The organism is Agrobacterium sp. ST15.16.055 (genome assembly GCF_027956555.1).
Classification (GTDB): domain Bacteria; phylum Pseudomonadota; class Alphaproteobacteria; order Rhizobiales; family Rhizobiaceae; genus Agrobacterium; species Agrobacterium salinitolerans.
The window spans coordinates 47,693-62,940 of the sequence record NZ_JAQKGN010000016.1 but is presented as its reverse complement, the minus strand read 5'-3'; the positions used below and the strand labels follow the sequence as shown (position 1 = coordinate 62,940).

14 protein-coding genes are annotated in these 15,248 nt (G+C 58.6%); 5 read left to right on the top strand and 9 right to left on the bottom strand.

What is annotated here, in order from left to right; genetic code table 11:
- Nucleotides 1–33: 33 nt before the first annotated feature.
- From PL599_RS19340 to PL599_RS19330, 3 genes are all read right to left on the bottom strand, one after another.
- Nucleotides 34–846: an alpha/beta fold hydrolase gene (locus PL599_RS19340; RefSeq protein WP_269825286.1), complete on the bottom strand. Its 813-nt coding sequence runs from the start codon at nt 844–846 to the stop codon at nt 34–36.
- A 269-nt stretch (nt 847–1,115) separates the two neighbouring features.
- Nucleotides 1,116–1,421, bottom strand: coding sequence for a hypothetical protein (locus PL599_RS19335; RefSeq protein ID WP_077983164.1), 306 nt, complete (start codon nt 1,419–1,421; stop codon nt 1,116–1,118).
- A 76-nt stretch (nt 1,422–1,497) separates the two neighbouring features.
- Complete coding sequence (locus PL599_RS19330) at nt 1,498–1,860, bottom strand: hypothetical protein (RefSeq protein WP_077983163.1); 363 nt, start codon at nt 1,858–1,860, stop codon at nt 1,498–1,500.
- A gap of 236 nt (nt 1,861–2,096) precedes the next feature.
- Between PL599_RS19330 and PL599_RS19325 the strand changes: the two genes are divergently transcribed.
- Nucleotides 2,097–3,785, top strand: a complete 1,689-nt coding sequence (locus PL599_RS19325; RefSeq protein WP_269825285.1) for a dihydroxyacetone kinase family protein — start codon at nt 2,097–2,099, stop codon at nt 3,783–3,785.
- A 55-nt stretch (nt 3,786–3,840) separates the two neighbouring features.
- Here the strand turns inward: PL599_RS19325 and PL599_RS19320 are convergent, their stop codons facing one another.
- The gene (locus PL599_RS19320) at nt 3,841–4,299 is read right to left on the bottom strand and encodes an Lrp/AsnC family transcriptional regulator (RefSeq protein ID WP_080794082.1); all 459 of its coding nucleotides are present in this window, start codon (nt 4,297–4,299) and stop codon (nt 3,841–3,843) included.
- 123 nt (nt 4,300–4,422) lie between these two features.
- On the opposite strand from PL599_RS19320, the gene PL599_RS19315 reads away from it, so the two are divergent.
- The 3 genes from PL599_RS19315 to PL599_RS19305 all read left to right on the top strand — a co-directional run bounded on the left by PL599_RS19315 (nt 4,423) and on the right by PL599_RS19305 (nt 7,912).
- Nucleotides 4,423–5,706, top strand: a complete 1,284-nt coding sequence (locus PL599_RS19315) for a cystathionine gamma-synthase family protein (protein WP_269825284.1) — start codon at nt 4,423–4,425, stop codon at nt 5,704–5,706.
- Between the two features lie 179 nt (nt 5,707–5,885).
- Entirely contained in the window at nt 5,886–7,283 is a 1,398-nt protein-coding gene (locus PL599_RS19310; protein ID WP_077983203.1) for a cache domain-containing protein, read from the top strand.
- Nucleotides 7,280–7,912 (top strand): response regulator, encoded by a 633-nt coding sequence (locus tag PL599_RS19305; protein WP_077983158.1) that lies wholly within the window; start codon nt 7,280–7,282, stop codon nt 7,910–7,912. Before PL599_RS19310 ends, PL599_RS19305 begins: the two co-directional genes overlap by 4 nt.
- 62 nt (nt 7,913–7,974) lie before the next feature.
- On the opposite strand, the gene PL599_RS19300 is transcribed toward PL599_RS19305, so the two are convergent.
- The 5 genes from PL599_RS19300 to PL599_RS19280 form a co-directional block, all read right to left on the bottom strand.
- Nucleotides 7,975–9,087 carry a TRAP transporter substrate-binding protein gene (locus PL599_RS19300; RefSeq protein WP_077983157.1) on the bottom strand — a complete coding sequence of 371 codons (1,113 nt, stop codon included), beginning with the start codon at nt 9,085–9,087 and terminating at the stop codon, nt 7,975–7,977.
- Nucleotides 9,088–9,155: 68 nt separating this feature from the next.
- Nucleotides 9,156–10,661, bottom strand: coding sequence for a TRAP transporter large permease (locus PL599_RS19295; protein ID WP_269825283.1), 1,506 nt, complete (start codon nt 10,659–10,661; stop codon nt 9,156–9,158).
- An 18-nt stretch (nt 10,662–10,679) separates the two neighbouring features.
- Entirely contained in the window at nt 10,680–11,228 is a 549-nt protein-coding gene (locus PL599_RS19290; RefSeq protein WP_077983156.1) for a TRAP transporter small permease subunit, read from the bottom strand.
- A 326-nt stretch (nt 11,229–11,554) separates the two neighbouring features.
- Complete coding sequence (locus PL599_RS19285) at nt 11,555–12,481, bottom strand: MYG1 family protein (protein WP_077983201.1); 927 nt, start codon at nt 12,479–12,481, stop codon at nt 11,555–11,557.
- Nucleotides 12,482–12,810: 329 nt separating this feature from the next.
- A complete protein-coding gene (locus PL599_RS19280) occupies nt 12,811–13,944 on the bottom strand; it encodes an ROK family transcriptional regulator (protein ID WP_269825282.1) in 1,134 nt (377 codons plus the stop codon).
- Between the two features lie 290 nt (nt 13,945–14,234).
- Here PL599_RS19280 and PL599_RS19275 point away from each other — a divergent pair, with 290 nt between their 5' ends.
- Nucleotides 14,235–15,227, top strand: a complete 993-nt coding sequence (locus PL599_RS19275) for an ABC transporter substrate-binding protein (RefSeq protein WP_077983154.1) — start codon at nt 14,235–14,237, stop codon at nt 15,225–15,227.
- The last annotated feature ends 21 nt before the right edge of the window (nt 15,228–15,248 follow it).

Here is a 15,248-nt window from a genome sequence, read left to right as displayed (position 1 = left end):
CTTATTCGGTGGCCTTGTTCGGTACTTTTACGGTCACCTGAAACTCCTCAAGACTGCGGCGACAATTGCTTCCGGGCAATCTTCCTGAACAAGGTGGCCGGTCTCGGGTAGCGAAATACAGTCTTTAGCGGAAATCAACGCCGCCAGACGCTCGCCCATGTGATGTGGAATCCATTCGTCATTCTTTCCCCAAAGTACGCTTACCGGGCAGTCCATTCGGGTATAAAGAGTTTCGACTTCATCTGTGAAACGCTGGTCCATTTGCGCGATTTGCCGGTAAAATGCAGGCTGCCCGACAGGACCAGTCCAAGGCGCGCTGTATATTTTCAGCGCCTCTTCCGACAATGGATTGCGCGCGGCGGATTGTAGGTAGGCGCGCAACACGGCACGATGCATGTAGGCTGGCATGTCGGAAAACGCCATTTCGTGCTGACGAACATGCTGCACAAAAGGGGACCCCCATGGGGCAAAAGCGACAGCATCGAAGATCGTTAAGGCGGAATAGCGCAACCCGTTGAGAAAGTAGGCACGAAGGACGGTTGCCCCGCCAAAGTCATGGGCCAGCATCTCTGGCCGTTCAATATTCCATTCTTTAAATAATTTCTCCAGAACATTATTCTGTATTCCGAGCGAAACATCCTGTCCTTCGCGCATTTCAGACTGACCATAGCCAACCATGTCGAAGTAATAGATGGTCCGATCATGGGCAAAATGCGGGATGATCTTACGCCAGACCTGAGAAGAAAAGGGTGTGCCGTGAACGGCAACCAGCGGCGGACCGCTGCCGATCTTCCCCCACCGAACAGCATTGCCTTCGATTGTTGACGTATTCGGGAGTTCCAGCATGAAAAATCCTATCTTCTCTCGAACCAAGTGACGCGACGCCCTTGCCTTGATTTGGGAAAGCATCAGTTTGAGAGAACAAAATCACCAGTTCATAATTTTTAGAATAAGGATCAGTCCGCTTGAGCCGCCGGCGCCATCGCCCATTTTGGCGGAGCCAGATCGACGCGCCTGCGACGCCATGTCCCCATTCGGCAACCGTTCGATAGTCGCGGCGGATTGAGGCTGGAATGAACCGTTGGCTCGGGCAAGCACTGATCGAACCCGAACTTTCAGATCCCAGACCCATCAAGCTCCCGGTCGTCCTCGCCCTCCCAGGGAGCGGGCATCGTAAGACCATCGATATTGGCTGAAGGCATAGGCATCCAGCACTTCAATTCCGACTCCGAATATTCGATGATCCGCCCCGGCGAGGAGTCTGAAGCGCGCCAGCCCTCTGAGCCGTACTGGTCGCCCTTCGACCAATAGGCGAGGTCTACCTGGGACGGCCCTTGTTCGGACGACCGTATCGTGATGAGGATCCGATCTCCGGTTTTCGGCGCGCTCGCCATATGTCGCCATGGGTGTGGCTTGTCCATCGTCTCCCCCCGTAATATGCTCGGCCCTCAACGGCTTGCGGGCTGCGCCCGCACAAAAGAGCCGCCTTTCTGGATTTCAGGCTTCGACAGCTTCGCTGACATCATCCAGAAGAAAGTGCACGATCACATAGCGTGTCGTGTATTTCTGACCGCTATCGGAGACGCTTTCGATGCTGCCGCCGTCGGCGGGGTGCCAATTCTGGTAATGGGGGTTGTTGGCGATCAGCGTAATCGCTTTGCCTGACAACCTGCCGCCCAGCCGGTAGCGGGCCTCTGCGAGATGCCAGATATTTTCAAAATCCTGTTGGCTGATACGGGCTTTCAAGGCCTTTCTGGATATTGTTTTCCCGGGCGAACCATCGTCATGCGCCGCCGATGGAATATGTAGGTCAACTTCTTCTGCACCGTCCAGCAGAAAGGTAAATTCGTCTGGCCACATCCGTCTCACGTATCGCTCCTCCCAAAGCTTACCGTCCTACAGCGCCATCATGATAACGTCTCCGCCGCGAGAGGCAATGGCGGATATGCACCTGTGCTTGCCTCGCATACCCTCAATCGATGCTACGAGTTCCAATGCCCGGAACTTGAAATTGACCGGCAGATCGTGCTTGTTCACCTTCGGGAGGGCACGTCCGCGTCCCCGCCAGTCGACGAACTGCATCGAGGAGTAAAGGCATGAAGAAGCTCATCAACGATCCAGCCACCGTTGTGCGGGACATGCTTGAGGGCGTGGTGGCCCTCAGCCCCGCGACGGTCCTGCTAGCGGATGAGAATGTCGTCATCCGCTCTGGCCTTCCGGACCCGGAAAAGCGCAGGGTGGCGGTCCTGTCGGGCGGCGGCAGTGGCCATGAACCAGCTCATGCGGGTTATGTCGGCGCGGGTATGCTGACCGTTGCGGTGGCAGGCGATGTCTTCACTTCGCCGAGCACCGATGCGGTTCTTGCCGGCATCAGGGCTGCGGCCGGACCGGCCGGCGCTCTGGTTATCGTCAAGAACTATACGGGTGATCGACTGAACTTCGGATTGGCGGCCGAGCTGGCGCGGGCTGAAGGAATTCCGGTCGAGATCGTGGTCGTTGCCGATGACGTTGCGTTGAAGGATACAGTTCCCGACGATCGCCGCCGGGGTATTGCAGGTACAGTGCTTGTTCACAAGCTCGCTGGCGCGGCCGCGGAGCAGGGACTTTCCCTTCAAGAGGTGGCCCGCATCGCCCGGGAAGCCGCTGGAAACTTATCTTCCATGGGAATATCACTGGGCTCCTGCACGCTCCCTGCCGTTGGCAGGCCGGGCTTCGTCCTTGGCGACGCTGAAATCGAAGTCGGGCTCGGCATCCATGGAGAACAGGGCGTTCGGCGGATGCCCATCGCACCGGCGGACGAGCTCGTGAAGCTGGTGCTCGAAACGATTGAAGCCGATGGCAGGCTGAAGAGCGGCGACCGGGTTGCGCTTCTGATCAACGGACTGGGATCGACGCCGCCAATGGAACTTGCGGTCGTGGCGCGATCCGCCGTCACACGTCTGGAGGCAAAGCGCGTCGTGGTCGAAAGGGCATGGGCCGGCACCTTCCTCTCCGCCCTCGATATGCCCGGCTTTTCCCTGTCGGTCATGCATGTGGACGACGCAATGCTCAATCTCATGGATGCGCCAACCGACGCCGGTGCATGGCCGCGCGGCGGTGTGGTGAACCGCAACCGCGTCTTGCCGTCGGTAGGCGTCAAGACGAGCGTGACCGCGCAAAGCAGCGTCACGGTCGCCGGTGAACGACTGCGTTCCGCCGCGGAGCGGGTCGCCGGTGCACTGATCGCTGCGGAGCCCAAACTGACGCAACTGGACAGTGTTACGGGCGACGGTGACCTTGGAACAAGCATGGTGCGCGGCGCCGAAGCAATACTGGCGCTGCCACGGCAGAGCTTCGCAGATATATCCGGCGGCTTGATGGAGATGGCAAATGCGATGCGGAAGGCAATCGGCGGAAGCTCGGGCCCCTTTTACGCCACGGGCCTGATGCGCGCTTCGCGCCATCTTGCCGGGATCGAAAAGCCGACGGCCCAACAGATGGCGGAAGCGTTCGTGGCGGCCGTTCTCGCGGTCTCAGAACTCGGCGGTGCGAAGCCGGGAGACCGTACGATGATAGATGCGCTTCACCCAGCGGCAGCAACGTTCCGGGATAAGCTCGCAGCCGGAGCGTCGGCCGACGACGCCTGGCGATCCGCCTTGGCGGCAGGTATCGCAGGCGCCGAGGCGACGACGTCGATGAAGCCGCGGCTCGGGCGCGCGAGCTATCTTGGCGAGCGGGCTATGGGACATCCCGATGCGGGAGCGGTCGCCGTCAGCATCTGGCTTGAAGCAATCGGGAACGATTAGCGCCGATGGGCGGAAGGCTTGATGAGAAAGCGGATTGCCGCCGTGGCCATGACGTTCAGATGCGCCGCGCCTTGATCGTGTTCATGACGAAGCTGGTCTCGATGGTCTCGACGCATTTCAGCTTTGCAATCTTGTCCTTGATGAAACGCTCGTAGTCCTCCAGCCCACCGCACATGACCTTGAGCATGTAGTCCCTCGGACCCGTGACCAGATGACATTCGAGAACCTCGTCCCAGTCAAGAACGGCCGCCTCGAACATCCGGATTTCGTCATCGTGCTGGCGGCTGAGGCGGACGGACGCAAGGGCGGTCATGGTCCATCCCTCGATTGCCGGATCAATGATCGCGGAGTACCCTTTGATGGCGCCTATCTCTTCCAGGCGTCGAAGCCGCCGCAGGCACGCCGATGCTGACAGTCCAACCCGCTCGGCAAGTTCGTTGTTCGTGATCCGCGCATCGGCAGACAATTCCCTGAGTATCCGCCTGTCGATCGGGTCTGCAATTTTTTGCGACATAAATGACCATTCTCCGCAATATATTGCTTTATGAGACAACTCGACGCTTCAGAATGCAAGGTATTTTGGTTTCACTGCGTGTAACCTGCAGGTAGTTCAACACCAGCTGAGGGATCATCGGAAATGACCGCGCCGCATCCGTCCAAAACCCACATCGGCAACCACGCCCTCCATCCTGAAACCCAGATGCTCAATTACGGTTATGATCCGGAATTGTCGGAGGGCGCCGTAAAGCCTCCCGTGTTCCTGACATCGACCTTCGTTTTCAAGTCGGCGGAAGACGGGCGTGACTTCTTCGACTACGTCTCCGGCCGCAAGGAGCCGCCCGAAGGCAGGGGCGCGGGCCTCGTCTATTCGCGCTTCAACCATCCAAACAGCGAGATTGTCGAGGATCGTCTTGCCGTTTATGAGCGAACGGAGAGCTGCGCGCTCTTTTCGTCCGGCATGTCCGCCATTTCGACGACGCTTTTCGCCTTCGTCCGGCCCGGTGATACTGTGCTCCACTCCCAACCGCTTTATGGCGGCACGGAGACGCTGCTGGCCAAGACCTTCCATAATTTCGGCGTCTCGGCAGTGGGTTTTGCCGATGGCGTCAGCGAGACTTCGGTGATGGCTGCCGCAGAAGAGGCGATGGCGAAAGGCAGGGTCTCCGTCATCCTCATCGAGACGCCGGCCAATCCGACAAACAGCGTTGTCGATGTCGCGATGATGAGCCGGGTCGCCGACGCGATCAGCGAGAGGCAGGGGCACAGGCCGATCATCGCTTGCGACAATACGCTCCTCGGCCCGGTGTTCCAGCGGCCCATCGAGCATGGCGCGGACATCTCGCTCTATTCGTTGACGAAGTATGTTGGCGGGCATTCCGATCTCATTGCCGGGGCGGCGCTCGGTCGGAAGAATGTCATGAAGCAGGTGAAGGCGTTGCGTGGAGCAATCGGCACGCAACTCGATCCGCACTCGTGCTGGATGCTCGGACGTTCCCTTGAGACGCTGCAAATCCGGATGGAGCGGGCGGACAGCAACGCCAGGGTCGTGGCGGAATTCCTGAATGCGCATCCCAAGGTCGAGAAAATCCATTATCTTCCGTTCAGCGATCGGGCATCTGCCGCTGGCAAGGTGTTTGCCGCTCAATGCTCCGGCGCGGGATCGACCTTCTCGTTCGACATCGCCGGCGGGCAGGCCGCCTCTTTCAAATTCCTCAATGCGCTCAACATATTCAAACTCGCGGTCAGCCTCGGCGGCACGGAGTCTCTCGCATCTCACCCCGCAACGATGACGCATTCGGGAGTTCCTGCCGATATCCGCCAGCGCATCGGTGTGCTGGATTCCACGATCCGGCTGTCAATCGGCATCGAACATCCCGACGATCTTGTTGCCGACCTGACCCTTGCCCTGGATCAGGCCTGACGAAAACGGGAGCGCCGATTGCCGGGCGCTCCCCGGACTTGATTGAAAGCCGCTCTTCAGGAACAGGCCTGAATAGGTCACTCATGGTCGCGTCGCGCGGGTCGCTTTCCAATGTCTCTCATTTGCGGCATTAAGTTTTGTGAAGTAAAGAGCACAAGATGGATGTGTCGGGAGGGGGCATGAAACTCAGGAGCCAGATTCTCGCATTGGCCATCGGGCCACTTGTTCTTGCGATTATCGTCATTACCGCACTGATCACGTGGCAGTCTATGACGCTGGCGCGCACGAGCATCGATGCGTTCGAACGAAACATGCTCGCTGCAAAGGAGGCTGAACTCCTCAACCTCACCAATCTCGCCCTTTCGGCGATCCGCTCGGTCTATGACAGGGCAGGACCGGATGACGAGGCCGCGAAGGAAGAGGTCAAGCGCATCCTGACCGGTCTCGACTATGGCACTGACGGCTATTTCTTCGTCTATGACTATGACGGGCTGAACGTGGTCCATCCACGACAGAATTTCCGTCCGGGGAACAACTGGCTGGATCTCCACGATCCCGATGGCAACCGGGTGATCTACGATCTGATCGTCGAGGCGAAAAAGGGGGGAGGGCTCGTCCAGTACAAGTGGGAAAAACCCTCCACCAAAAAAATGGCCGACAAGCTTTCCTTTGCGGCCGGCCTCGACAAATGGCGCTGGATGATCGGTACCGGCGTTTACCTCGACGACGTTTTTGCGACAACGGCGGCGGCGAAGGAGGAGTTGCGGCATTCAATCACCTGGAACTTCCTGATCGTCGCCCTGTTTGCGGTTCCCGCCGTATTGCTGGTGTTCGCCACCTGCATGCTGCTCAATCTGCGCCAGCAGCGGCTGGCGGATGGCCGGCTCAAGGACTTGATGCAAAGGATCATCGATACGCAGGAGGAGGAGCGCCTTCGCATTGCCCGGGAACTGCATGACGGCATTTCCCAAAATCTCGTCGGCGTGCGTTTCGCGATCGATCTCGCGCGGCGCAAGGTCACACCGGATAATGTCGGGGCTGTCGAGGCGATCGGCAAAGGCGCCATTGCGTTGAACGAAGCGATCAAGGAAGTCCGCCGCATCTCGCACGATCTTCGCCCGCGTGTCCTCGACGATCTGGGGCTGACGGCAGCTCTGGAATCCCTGATCTCGAGTTTTTCCGAACGCACGGGAATTGCGGCGACGCTTGAATCCGTGGCCTTCAAGCATATGCTTGTCCCGGAGGCGCGGGTTGCGCTTTACCGTGTCGCACAGGAAGCGTTGACCAATATCGAGCGCCATGCCGGCGCGACGCAGGTCGCCATCCGGTTTTCCAGCCGCGATGAACGGGTCCAGATGGATGTCAGCGACAATGGTCGTGGATTTCCGGCCGTTCGGAAGGAGAACGGGATGCCGGCAAGCAAGGGGCTCGGTTTGAGAAACATGCAGGAACGCATGACGCATTTCGGCGGCAGGCTGGATGTCGAAAGCTCCGCCAGGGGAACCGTTCTGCGCGCGGTGCTGCCCATCACTGCCATGAAGGATCGCAACGACGGCTTACAGGAGGCCGCCGAGTGACCGTTCATCCGATCCGTGTGTTGTTGATCGACAACCATCCTCTGGTTCTGGACGGGTTGAGGGCCGTCCTTGAGACTTACGAGCATCTCGAAGTCGTTGGAACCGCGGTATCCGCCATGGCCGGTATCGATGCGGCTGTCGCCACGCGGCCCGATGTGGTGCTGATGGATATTAATATGCCGCAGATCAATGGCATCGATGCCCTGGAACTGTTCAAGGAAAAGCAGCTTTCCGCCCGGGTGCTGATGCTGTCGATGCATGACAGCCGGGAATATATATCGACATCGGTGATGTATGGTGCAGCCGGTTACATTCTGAAGGACGTGGCGACCGAAGAAATAGTCGCTGCAATCGAAACCGTGGCTGCCGGCGGCACCTATTTTTCCTCTGGCGTTCGCGATGTGCTAATGGAGGGGGCGTCCGGCAGGCTGAAGGCGCTGACGACACGCGAACAGGAAGTTCTGCTGCTGATCGCGCGCGGAAAGAGCAATCGTGACGCTGCGCTGGCGCTCGACATTGCCGAGCGCACGATGGAAACCCATCGCAAGAACATCAAGAGGAAACTGGATATAGCGACGACTGCCGGTCTCATCCGTTATGCGATCGATAACGGGCTTATCAAAGAATAGCCGCCAAAGGCCAGAGGCCCCGGAATGTCGCCATCCAGGGGCCTCGTAAAGTCTATGCCTGCTTATTTGCCGGCCGTCTGCATGGCATAGCCGTAGCTGTCATAGGTATATTCGGCGACGCGGAACCATTCGAAGCTCTCGTCGCGGAATTTCTTCCAGCCCGGATAGATCTTGGCCCATGCGGGATGCTTCTGGGTGTACTCGTCATAAAGCTCGAAGGTCGCCTTATAGGCGGCGTCGAGCACATCGCGGGGCAGCGGGCGAAGCTGCGTGCCCTTGGAAACCAGCGAGCGGATCGCATCCTTGTTCTTGACGTCGTACAGCGCCTGCATGTTGATGTTGGCGGCCTTGCAGGCGGTGTCGAGCGCTGCCTTGTATTCATCAGGCAGTGCTGCATACTGGTCCTTGTTGATGAAGAAGTGGATCGTCAGTCCACCCTCCCAGAACGCGGGATAATAGTAGTATGGCGCGATCTGGTAGAAGCCGAGCTTTTCGTCGTCATAGGGACCGACCCACTCCGCGGCATCAATGGTGCCCCGTTCCAGCGCCGGATAGATGTCGCCGCCCGGAAGCTGCTGCGGCACCGCGCCAAGCTTGGCGAGCACCTGTCCGGCGACGCCGGCAATACGCATCTTCAGGCCCTTGATATCCTCGAGGCTCTTGATCTCCTTGCGATACCAGCCGCCCATCTGGGCACCCGTCGCTCCACCGGGAATGCCGATGACGCCGTAGTCGGAAAGAAATTCGTTGTAAGCCTCGTTGCCGCCGCCATGGTAGAGCCATGCGTTCTGCTGGCGGGCGTTCAGGCCGAAGGGGATGGTCGAACCGATGGCGAATGTCGGATCTTTCCCCGTGAAATAGTAGCCGCAGGTATGGGAAATCTCGACGGTATTGGCTTTTACGGCGTCGATGGCCTGGGCTCCTGGAACGATTTCACCAGCCTGAAAGACCTGGATTTCGAACTTGCCGCCCGTAATGGCCTTCAATGCATTGGCCATGACCACGGCGCCGCCATAGATCGTGTCCAGATTGTTCGGGAAGCCGGACGTGAGACGCCAGCGAATAGTTGGCAATGACTGGGCTATGGCGGGTGTCGCAAGTGCCGAAGCAGCCGCAGCCGCTCCTGCAAGTACGCCGCCCGACAAGAGTTGTCTGCGACCTGGGTTGACCTTCATAGATTACCTCCTCCTATTGAATGTCAGCGATGTTTGTTACGGGGGGCGCTTTCGCGCCCGGCCGATTGTCAGGGCGCGCCCGGCTTTCCAAAGCTCGGTGCGTTGTTGCCCGGCGCCAGGAAAGGATTGGCGAAAGGATCGGCGTCCGTACCTGCGCCCGGCATCGGTACATTGATATGGACGGCGGAAGGATCGGCCTGTTTCACGCCTGACTTGTAGTGCATCACGATGCCGGGGAAGGCGATGATGATGATGACCATGGTCAGCTGGATGAACAGATAGGGAATGGCGCCCAGATAGATCTGGGACGAGGTGACCGGCTGGATGGTCTGTCCGGTGATCCGGTCCTTGTAGGCGCGCGTGGGTGCAACGGACCGCAGGAAGAACAGCGAAAAACCGAAGGGCGGGTGCATGAACGACGTCTGCATGTTGACGGCCAGCATCACGCCGAACCAGATCAGATCGATGCCAAGCGCATCGGCGACCGGCGCCAGCAGCGGGATGATGATGAAGGCCAATTCGAAATAGTCGAGGAAGAAGGCCAGGAAAAAGACCAGCAGGTTGGCGACGATCAGAAAGCCGATCTCGCCGCCCGGAACCGACGTCATCAGATGCTCGACCCAGACATGGCCGTTCACGCCATAGAAGGTCAGGGAAAAGACACGCGCGCCGAGCAGGATGAGCAGGACGAAGGACGACAGCTTTGCCGTGGCGTACAGAGACTGCTGGATCAGCCCGAAATTGAGCTTGCGGTTGGCAAGCGCAAGGGCGAGCGCGCCGACAGCACCCATGGCGCCGCCTTCCGTGGGTGTGGCGATGCCGAGGAAGATCGTGCCAAGCACGAGGAATATCAATACGAGCGGCGGTACCAGCGAGGTTATGACCTTGAGCAAGAGCTTGGTGCCGCGCAGGGTCCGCGCCTCCGGCGGCAGGGCCGGGACTTTCGTCGGACTGATGATCGAGGTCACGATGATATAGACCGTATAGGCGGCCACGAGCATGAGACCCGGAACGAGCGCGCCCTTGTACATGTCGCCCACTGAACGGCCGAGCTGGTCAGCCAGCACGATCAGTACGAGGCTGGGCGGGATGACCTGCGCCAGTGTGCCGGAAGCCGCAATCGTGCCGGCAGCGACCTTGCGGTCATATCCATAGCGCAACATGATGGGAAGCGAGATGAGGCCCATCGAAATAACCGAGGCGGCGACGACGCCGGTGGTGGCGGCCAGAATTGCCCCGACGAAGATGACGGCGAAGGCGATGCCGCCGCGGACCGGTCCAAACAGCTGGCCGATCGTGTCCAGCAAGTCCTCCGCCATGCCGCTCTTTTCAAGAATGAGCCCCATGAAGGTGAAGAACGGGATGGCCAGCAGCGTTTCATTCGACATCTGGCCGAATATGCGATCGGGGATGGCCTGGAACAGCGTCACTGGCAGCAGGCCGAGCTCTATCCCGACAAAGCCGAAGAAAAAGCCGACGAAGGCCAGGGCGAAGGCGACGGGGTAGCCGAGCAAAAGCACGATGATGAGCGCCGCAAACATGATGGGCGCGAGATTTTCCGCAATGAATGCCATTGTTGTTGTTTCCTTCGATCAGAGCAGTGCGGCGGCGGCGTCAGCCGCTGCAACCGGATCGGGGATATCGCCGCGCAGGATCGCGACACGCTTGATGAGTTCCGAAACGCCCTGAATGGCCAGCAGGCTGAAGCCAATCGGTATCAGCGCCCAGACGGGCCATTGAATGAGGCCGCCCGTGTTGTTCGAAACCTCACCGGACGCAAGTTTCTGCAGAAACACCGGCCAGGAAAGATAGACCGTGATGAGGCAGAAAGGCATGAGAAAGAAGATGGTCCCGAGAATATCGACCCACAGCTGCCCCTTGCGCGGAAGACTTCCATAGACCAGATCCACCTTCACATGCTCGTTGTTGAGAAGCGTATAGGCGGCGGCGATCAGAAACACGGCGGAAAACAAATACCACTGCGATTCAAGCCAGGCGTTGGAGCTCATCGAAAACGCCTTGCGCATGGCTGCATTGACGGCGCTGATAAAAATGGCCGCGAGAAGCAGCCAGGAAACACCTTTGCCAATGGCTGCATTGGCGGCATCAATGGCACGCGAAGCGGCCAACAGAAATTTCATGACATCCTCCCCGAAAGCGGTCGCGTATTCCTCAATACGTGTGTGACCGCCATAATTCGGGCAGGATAACCACGGCGGCCCGATGCTCAAGGGCGCGCGCCGGCGAACTTCTCAGGACGTACCAAGAACTGGGTATGGGCAAGATCAAAACCCACATCCAGGCATATGTTTCGCCTCCCGCTGCTTGTTCCAGGAGGCGTTTTTGCGACGCGTACGGTCAGTATCGCGATCGGCGATCTCAAAACCGCCCAGGCGGCGCCACCGACATTCGACGACAAGCACGGCTTTGGCAATGCAGATTTGCCGCTTGATTGGCGACCATGCCACTATTTGGTTGCGGTCGCCTCCTTTACCGCCAACGCCGCCATGGCCAGTGCAGCATCGCGGGTTCTCGCCGCTGCGACAAACCGGCCGTTGTGGCAGAAGCTTGCGCCTTCGACGCCGCAAACCGCTTCCAGATCCTTATCCGTCAGGCCTGCCCAGGCGGCCGGCAAATCCGCCCGCAGCTCAAAACCTTCATCCGCGCGACGAATGCCGGTAAGGCACCAGTCGTTGTGACGCGGATGAACGACGAAAAGCAAATGGTCCGCCCCCGCCTTCACGATGGCGGGCCGGAACGGCATGCCCACCGGCAGTTCCAGAATATGTCCCTCGCCGGCATCCGCGATAGCCCGGTTTACCAGCGTCTCGGCCCGCAATTTCGCGGCGCTGTTGGCAATCTTTGCCTCCACGAAGCTGCGGGCGATGGCCAACGCCGCGTGGAAACTGCGATTGTCCGCTTCGGGATCTGTCTCGTCGAAAACAGGCTTCAGAGTTTCGAGCAGGACGGGCAGGGTCAGTCCCGCGAGCGGCCCGGCTGTGGAGGGGCTGAGCGCACCGTTGTCGACCAGATCGACCGGCAGCACGAAGCTGGCGTCGAAAGAGGCGTGAATGGTTTCGATATGGTCTTCCGGAACGCCAAAGGCGGCAAGATAATCGCGGCCGAAATGCTTCCAGATCAGTCCGAACGAACTATAGGGCTGACCGTCCTTGCGCAACGGCGCGCCGCGCTGGTGGTGATCAAAGGCTCCCTTTGCTGCGTCATAAGCGCCGCCGACGTCGTAGACGATGCGATCTGCGCCGGGCGCGATCCATTCGGGCGCCCTGCTGCGGATCAGGCGTGCCTGCGGGAAAAGCCGCGTCAGCACAACGCTCGACAGCAGTTCGTCGGCATGGAAGCCACCGGAATGGGTGACGAGGAAGTCCGGTATCATGTCAGGATGCGCCTTGTTGTTTGCGGTAGGTCCGCCTGAGAGTGGCACCTGATACCCTTTGCCGGAAGTCATCTCAACCCGCTATTCGCCATCGAGGCTAAAAGCAATGACATGCTGGACGCGGTGATGTGTGGGAAGGGTGGTTTGCGAAAGCGCCAAAGAATTTGCCGGGTCGTGCGCCCTGCTCGCCATCTTCGACGCCAACGCGGCGATTTCATTTAACACAAAGGGAGCGGAATCGCGCGGTGACTTCTATATTCAGCGGTGTTTCTGGACGGTGGAGGCTCTTCTGGACAATACACTGAAGGGCACGTAACGGCCATGAGGCGTCATGCCCAGCCCTTCAGCGCCCGCCCGGAATAATAGCTGGGCGTGATGGCGCGGTAGATCGGTATGCTGGCGGCGCCCAGGTGAGGCAAGTCGCTCATGATCGATTTGCGTATCTCCGGCGGCTCGACGAAAAAATCCTCGCCGAGTATATCCAGAGAGCCGATACGCCGCACGATATGTTCGACAATCCAGTCCGGCAGCGATCCACCGAAAATGATGGCTGCCGGATCCATCGTGCGGGCGACAGTCAAAGAAAGCAGGCGAAGCTGATCCGTTGCCCGTTCAAGCCAGGACGCCACGGCGGGATGGTCGGCATAACTCTCGTCAATATCCTTTAGACGTCGAATGGCGACGCCCTGAGCAGCCAGAGTGTCGCACAAGTCCTGTCCCGAGGGGCGGGGATGGGATTTTGGAAACAGTCCGCCGAATTCGCCGGCATTGCCATTGGTGCCGCGATAGAGATGGCGCTGCACCACCAGCGCACCACCGATGCCATATGTCAGCCAGATCATCGCGAAGTTTCGGATATTGCGGCCTGCACCATAATAGAGTTCGGAAAGAATGACGGTATTGCCGTCATTTTCGTGAAAGACCGGGAAATCGAAATAGGGCTGAAAGTCCTTGTCGACGTCGATATCGCGCCAGCTTTCGAACTGCTTGATGCGGAAGACATGGCCGCGATCCCGCTTGAAATGGCCGGGAAAGCTGATGCCGCAGCCTAGCACATCTTTTTTTCTTATCTTCGCTTTTTCAAGCACTTGCCGGGCGGCCGCCTCGGCCATCTCCATAATGTGCTCGAAACTGTGCCCCTCCAGTTCCGATCTGATTTCCTGTCTTATCGTGCCATTGAGATCGGCCACGCAGACACGCAGATCGTCAGGATTGAAGTAGACCCCCAGCGTGAAAAGCCCGTTCGGGTTGATTTCGATGGCTGTGGACGGTTTCCCCCGTTTGCCGTCATTGCGGGCTTCCTCCGCTTCGATGATGAGGCCGGATTCCAGCAGATTGGCCGTCAGGCGGGTAAGGGTCGGTGCGGAAACATCCATTTCGCGCGCCAGTTCGATGCGCGACATGCCTCCCTTGCCGCGCAGAATCTCGAGCAGACGCCGCTCATTGTAGCCGAGATCGATCAAACAAGTCTCCCGCGAGAAATTATGCCTGATGATTAGCGAAAATTACGCGATTGTATACCGCGTTTCACCGCAAAAACTGGCATTGAAATTGGGCGGCTGTAAGTCAAAAACAGGAAATAATGTGGTTTTTCAATAGGATATTTTATTGTCATAATCGAAATAAATTTCGGCTTGACTAATTAATTTACGTAAAGAAAATAAATAACAGACAACGGGTAGCGACAGGCAAAACCAAAAAAAATCATGTCGCAGGGCCGGTCTGTCAGGGAACAAAAAAACGGAGCCCCCTCATGCGTCAATCATGCACTATTTTCGCGCGCCTTTTTGCCGGCGCGACTTTCCTTGCCAGCGCGGCTTTCGCTCATGCCGAAGGCAGCGTCGTGGTCTATTCCGCTGCCCCGCAGCAGCTCATGGACGAATTGCTGCCCATGTTCGAAAAGAAAACCGGCACCAAGGTCGAGCTTGTCAAAGCCGGATCGGGCGAGCTGATGAACCGCATCAAGGCGGAGAGCGGCAAGCCGGCGGGCGACGTGATCTGGAGCGTCGACGGGACGGTTATCGATTTCTCCGCCGACCTTTTCGAGCCATACAAGCCGGTTGAGGCTGCATCGATCAACCCGGCCTTCTCACCGAGCACGAATTGGGTGCCTTTCACGGCTGTCGTCACGGCCTTTATCGTTAATAAGGAGGCCCTGAAAGGCGCTCCCGTTCCGACGTCCTGGGCCGATCTGGCAAAGCCGGAATATAAGGGCCTGATTTCTTCGGCCCGCGCCGATCAGTCCGGCTCGGCTTATATTCAGATGGCAACGGTATTGCAGGATTTCGACAGTGAGGAAAAAGGCTGGGAAATTTATACCGGCATCCTCACCAACTCTGTTCTTTCCACCTCTTCAGGCGCGGTGCCGCGTTTCGTCAACGATGGCGAACAGGCCGTTGGCATTACGCTGGAAGATGCCGCGCTGCGCTACAAGCTCGGCAACGCGCCGGTCGAGATCGTTTATCCGAAAGAGGGTACGGCAATCGCGCCTGACGGCATGGCGCTCGTCAAGGGAGCGCCGAATGCTGACAATGGCAAGGCTTTCATCGATTTCATCGTCTCCAAGGAAGCGCAGGAAATCGTGGTGAAGGCGGGTCGTCGCTCGGTTCGAACCGATGTTCCCGCCAATCCGGCGCTTGTTCCGCTGGCCGATGTTCCCGATGCGAAATACGATTTCAAATGGGCTGCAGACAACCGCGCGCGTCTGATGGAAAAGTGGAACGAGACATTGCTCGACGTTCAGTAAGTTAATTGCCGGGGACGGCGC

Coding starts and splice junctions, on each gene's coding strand:
- PL599_RS19285 (WP_077983201.1), bottom strand. CDS start 12,481: ATGATACCGGACTTCCTCGTCACCCATTCCGGTGGCTTCCATGCCGAC.
- PL599_RS19320 (WP_080794082.1), bottom strand. CDS start 4,299: ATGTCGCAAAAAATTGCAGACCCGATCGACAGGCGGATACTCAGGGAA.
- PL599_RS19295 (WP_269825283.1), bottom strand. CDS start 10,661: ATGGCATTCATTGCGGAAAATCTCGCGCCCATCATGTTTGCGGCGCTC.
- PL599_RS19335 (WP_077983164.1), bottom strand. CDS start 1,421: ATGGACAAGCCACACCCATGGCGACATATGGCGAGCGCGCCGAAAACC.
- PL599_RS19315 (WP_269825284.1), top strand. CDS start 4,423: ATGACCGCGCCGCATCCGTCCAAAACCCACATCGGCAACCACGCCCTC.
- PL599_RS19300 (WP_077983157.1), bottom strand. CDS start 9,087: ATGAAGGTCAACCCAGGTCGCAGACAACTCTTGTCGGGCGGCGTACTT.
- PL599_RS19290 (WP_077983156.1), bottom strand. CDS start 11,228: ATGAAATTTCTGTTGGCCGCTTCGCGTGCCATTGATGCCGCCAATGCA.
- PL599_RS19310 (WP_077983203.1), top strand. CDS start 5,886: ATGAAACTCAGGAGCCAGATTCTCGCATTGGCCATCGGGCCACTTGTT.
- PL599_RS19275 (WP_077983154.1), top strand. CDS start 14,235: ATGCGTCAATCATGCACTATTTTCGCGCGCCTTTTTGCCGGCGCGACT.
- PL599_RS19340 (WP_269825286.1), bottom strand. CDS start 846: ATGCTGGAACTCCCGAATACGTCAACAATCGAAGGCAATGCTGTTCGG.
- PL599_RS19325 (WP_269825285.1), top strand. CDS start 2,097: ATGAAGAAGCTCATCAACGATCCAGCCACCGTTGTGCGGGACATGCTT.
- PL599_RS19330 (WP_077983163.1), bottom strand. CDS start 1,860: ATGTGGCCAGACGAATTTACCTTTCTGCTGGACGGTGCAGAAGAAGTT.